This window comes from Pseudomonas sp. PGPPP1 (assembly GCF_002255865.1).
GTDB lineage: Bacteria > Pseudomonadota > Gammaproteobacteria > Pseudomonadales > Pseudomonadaceae > Aquipseudomonas > Aquipseudomonas cremoris.
In genome coordinates this window covers 1-3,515 of record NZ_NKIG01000069.1, presented here as the reverse complement: position 1 = coordinate 3,515, position 3,515 = coordinate 1, and the positions used below count along the sequence as shown (strand labels likewise).

7 protein-coding genes are annotated in these 3,515 nt (G+C 54.3%); all 7 read left to right on the top strand.

Annotation, left to right across the window (positions count from 1 at the left end; translation table 11 throughout):
- Positions 1-446: preprotein translocase subunit SecY (locus tag CFE47_RS31025; protein WP_502695546.1), on the top strand; the 446-nt coding region annotated here is incomplete at its 5' end.
- A 28-nt stretch (positions 447-474) separates the two neighbouring features.
- Positions 475-591 carry a 50S ribosomal protein L36 gene (rpmJ, locus tag CFE47_RS31020; protein ID WP_002555468.1) on the top strand — a complete coding sequence of 39 codons (117 nt, stop codon included), beginning with the start codon at positions 475-477 and terminating at the stop codon, positions 589-591.
- Between the two features lie 129 nt (positions 592-720).
- Positions 721-1,077, top strand: a complete 357-nt coding sequence (rpsM, locus tag CFE47_RS31015) for a 30S ribosomal protein S13 (protein ID WP_003194635.1) — start codon at positions 721-723, stop codon at positions 1,075-1,077.
- A gap of 30 nt (positions 1,078-1,107) precedes the next feature.
- Positions 1,108-1,497, top strand: coding sequence for a 30S ribosomal protein S11 (rpsK, locus tag CFE47_RS31010; RefSeq protein ID WP_002555466.1), 390 nt, complete (start codon positions 1,108-1,110; stop codon positions 1,495-1,497).
- Between the two features lie 18 nt (positions 1,498-1,515).
- On the top strand, positions 1,516-2,136 hold the full coding sequence (gene rpsD / locus CFE47_RS31005) for a 30S ribosomal protein S4 (RefSeq protein ID WP_003176404.1): 621 nt from the start codon (positions 1,516-1,518) through the stop codon (positions 2,134-2,136).
- A 22-nt stretch (positions 2,137-2,158) separates the two neighbouring features.
- Entirely contained in the window at positions 2,159-3,160 is a 1,002-nt protein-coding gene (locus CFE47_RS31000) for a DNA-directed RNA polymerase subunit alpha (protein WP_003176403.1), read from the top strand.
- Positions 3,161-3,201: 41 nt separating this feature from the next.
- The coding region (gene rplQ, locus CFE47_RS30995; RefSeq protein ID WP_286842987.1) for a 50S ribosomal protein L17 at positions 3,202-3,515 on the top strand (314 nt) is incomplete at its 3' end.

Sequence of the window (3,515 nt, the reverse complement as noted above, 5' to 3'; positions counted from 1 at the left end):
TGGGCTGGCTGCAGGACCTCTCTCAGTCGATCGCTCCTGGTCAGCCGTTGAATATTCTGCTGTTTAGTGCAGGGATTATTTTCTTCTGCTTCTTCTATACGGCGTTGATGTTCAATCCGAAAGACGTAGCGGAAAACCTGAAGAAGTCCGGTGCCTTTATTCCGGGCATCCGTCCAGGTGAGCAGTCTGCGCGCTACATTGATGGCGTTCTGACTCGTTTGACCCTGTTCGGTGCTCTATATATGACGGCCGTGTGCTTGCTGCCCCAGTTCCTGGTGGTTGCAGCAAACGTTCCGTTCTACCTTGGCGGGACCTCGTTGCTGATCGTGGTCGTGGTTGTGATGGACTTCATGTCCCAAGTACAATCGCACCTCGTTTCGCACCAGTACGAATCCCTGATGAAGAAAGCCAACCTGAAGGGCTACGGCAGCGGCATGTTGCGCTGAGTACCCCATAAGGTTCGAGGAGTTGGTGATGAAAGTTCGTGCATCGGTGAAAAAGCTGTGCCGTAACTGCAAGATTATTCGCCGCGAAGGTGTTGTTCGAGTAATTTGCAGCGCGGAACCGCGTCACAAACAGCGCCAAGGCTGAGTGTGATCCGCTTGAAGCCCGGCAGCTAGTGCGCTGCCGGGTTGATTATTTGTTATTACAGCGATATTATCTCGCGCCCTATTTCTTGGCTTCCGGGGCGTAGGTAGCTGTCAATTGGAGTCCCACTGAATGGCCCGTATTGCAGGCGTTAACATTCCAGATAACAAGCACACTGTTATCTCGCTGACCTACATCTATGGTGTTGGTCGCACTACTGCGCAGAAAATTTGCGCAGTTGCTGGGGTAAACCCAGCCGCTAAGATCAAGGATCTGAGCGACGAGCAGATTGAACAGCTGCGTGGCGAAGTGGCGAAGTTCACCACTGAAGGTGACCTGCGTCGCGAAATCAACATGAAAATCAAGCGTTTGATGGACCTCGGTTGCTATCGCGGTCTGCGTCATCGTCGTGGTCTTCCAGTACGCGGTCAGCGTACCAAGACTAACGCGCGTACCCGTAAAGGTCCGCGTAAGCCGATCCGCAAGTAATCGCCCCAGCGAATCGACAGGAAAATTATCATGGCAAAACCTGCTGCTCGTCCTCGTAAAAAAGTTAAAAAGACAGTGGTTGATGGCATCGCCCACATCCATGCTTCTTTTAACAACACCATCGTGACCATCACCGACCGTCAAGGTAACGCGCTTTCTTGGGCTACCTCCGGTGGTTCGGGTTTCCGCGGTTCCCGCAAGTCCACCCCGTTTGCTGCTCAAGTAGCTGCTGAACGTGCTGGTCAAGCTGCGCTGGAATATGGCCTGAAAAACCTCGACGTTAACGTCAAAGGTCCAGGTCCAGGTCGTGAGTCTGCTGTCCGTGCTTTGAACGGCTGTGGCTATAAGATCGCCAGCATCACCGACGTGACGCCAATCCCGCACAACGGGTGCCGTCCGCCGAAGAAGCGCCGCGTGTAATCCAGGAGATTGTAAAGAATGGCTCGTTACATTGGTCCAAAATGCAAACTCGCTCGTCGCGAAGGCACCGATCTCTTCCTGAAGAGCGGCGTGCGCGCGATCGAATCGAAGTGCAACATTGAAGCAGCACCTGGTATCCACGGCCAACGCCGCGGTCGCCAGTCCGACTACGGCACCCAACTGCGTGAAAAGCAGAAAGTCCGTCGTATCTACGGCGTTCTCGAGCGTCAGTTCAGCGGCTACTACAAAGAAGCTGCTGGCAAGAAAGGTGCAACTGGTGAAAACCTGCTGCAACTGCTCGAATGCCGTCTGGACAACGTTGTATACCGTATGGGCTTTGGTTCTACTCGTGCCGAATCCCGTCAGCTGGTATCGCACAAGTCGATCAGCGTTAACGGTCAGACCGTAAACGTTCCGTCCTACCAGGTTCGTGCTGGTGACGTGGTCGCAGTTCGCGAGAAAGCAAAAAACCAACTTCGCATTGTCCAAGCTCTCGATCTGTGTGCCCAACGTGGCCGCGTAGAATGGGTAGAAGTAGACACTGAGAAGAAGTCGGGCGTTTTCAAGAACGTTCCTGCTCGCAGTGATCTGTCCGCCGACATCAACGAAAGCCTGATTGTCGAGCTCTACTCCAAGTAAGGGCTAGAAAATAGGTGCATCCATGCAGATTTCGGTAAATGAGTTCCTGACACCCCGCCACATTGATGTGCAGGTTGTCAGTCCAACCCGCGCCAAGATCACTCTCGAGCCTCTCGAGCGTGGTTTTGGCCACACCCTGGGCAACGCGCTGCGCCGCATCCTGTTGTCCTCAATGCCCGGCTGTGCAGTAGTCGAGGCCGAGATTGACGGTGTGCTCCACGAGTACAGCGCCATCGAAGGTGTACAGGAAGACGTAATTGAAATCCTGTTGAACCTTAAAGGTCTGGCTATCAAGCTGCACGGCCGTGACGAAGTTACGCTGACCTTGTCGAAGAAGGGTTCGGGGGTGGTTACCGCTGCCGATATTCAGCTGGATCATGATGTCGAGATCGTTAACCCCGATCACGTAATCGCTAACCTGGCGTCTAACGGCGCCCTGAACATGAAGCTCACCGTAGCTCGTGGTCGTGGTTATGAACCGGCCGACTCGCGTCAGAGCGATGAAGACGAAAGCCGCAGCATTGGTCGCTTGCAGCTTGACTCTTCGTTCAGCCCGGTTCGCCGTATCGCATACGTGGTGGAAAACGCCCGTGTCGAACAGCGTACTAACCTGGACAAGCTGGTTATTGATCTGGAAACCAACGGTACTCTGGATCCTGAAGAGGCTATCCGCCGCGCTGCAACCATTCTGCAACAGCAGTTGGCTGCGTTCGTCGACCTCAAAGGTGACAGCGAACCAGTGGTAATCGAGCAGGAAGACGAGATCGATCCGATCCTGCTTCGCCCGGTTGACGATCTGGAACTGACTGTACGTTCGGCTAACTGCCTTAAGGCGGAAAACATTTACTACATCGGCGACCTGATTCAGCGTACCGAAGTAGAACTGTTGAAGACTCCGAACCTGGGCAAGAAATCCTTGACTGAAATCAAGGACGTTCTGGCCTCCCGCGGTCTGTCCCTCGGCATGCGCCTCGACAACTGGCCGCCTGCAAGTCTTAAGAAGGACGACAAGGCGACTGCCTGATCGTCGTAATCACCGAACGTGAGTTTGGTAAGGAATGAACCATGCGTCATCGTAAAAGTGGTCGTCACCTGAGCCGTACCAGCTCGCACCGCAAGGCCATGTTCCAAAACATGGCGGTGTCGCTGTTCGAGCACGAGCTGATCAAAACTACACTGCCGAAAGCTAAAGAACTGCGTCGCGTTGCTGAGCCGCTGATCACTTTGGCCAAGACAGACAGCCTGGCTAACCGCCGTCTGGCTTTCGACCGTACTCGTTCGAAAGCTATCGTTGGTAAGCTCTTCAACGACCTGGGCAAGCGTTACGCTACCCGTGAGGGTGGCTACCTGCGCATCCTCAAGTGCGGTTTCCGCGCTGG

Bases quoted from the DNA above. Each gene is read 5' to 3' on its own strand.
- rpmJ (WP_002555468.1), top strand. From the start codon at position 475: ATGAAAGTTCGTGCATCGGTGAAAAAGCTGTGCCGTAACTGCAAGATT.
- CFE47_RS31000 (WP_003176403.1), top strand. From the start codon at position 2,159: ATGCAGATTTCGGTAAATGAGTTCCTGACACCCCGCCACATTGATGTG.
- rpsD (WP_003176404.1), top strand. From the start codon at position 1,516: ATGGCTCGTTACATTGGTCCAAAATGCAAACTCGCTCGTCGCGAAGGC.
- rpsM (WP_003194635.1), top strand. From the start codon at position 721: ATGGCCCGTATTGCAGGCGTTAACATTCCAGATAACAAGCACACTGTT.
- rpsK (WP_002555466.1), top strand. From the start codon at position 1,108: ATGGCAAAACCTGCTGCTCGTCCTCGTAAAAAAGTTAAAAAGACAGTG.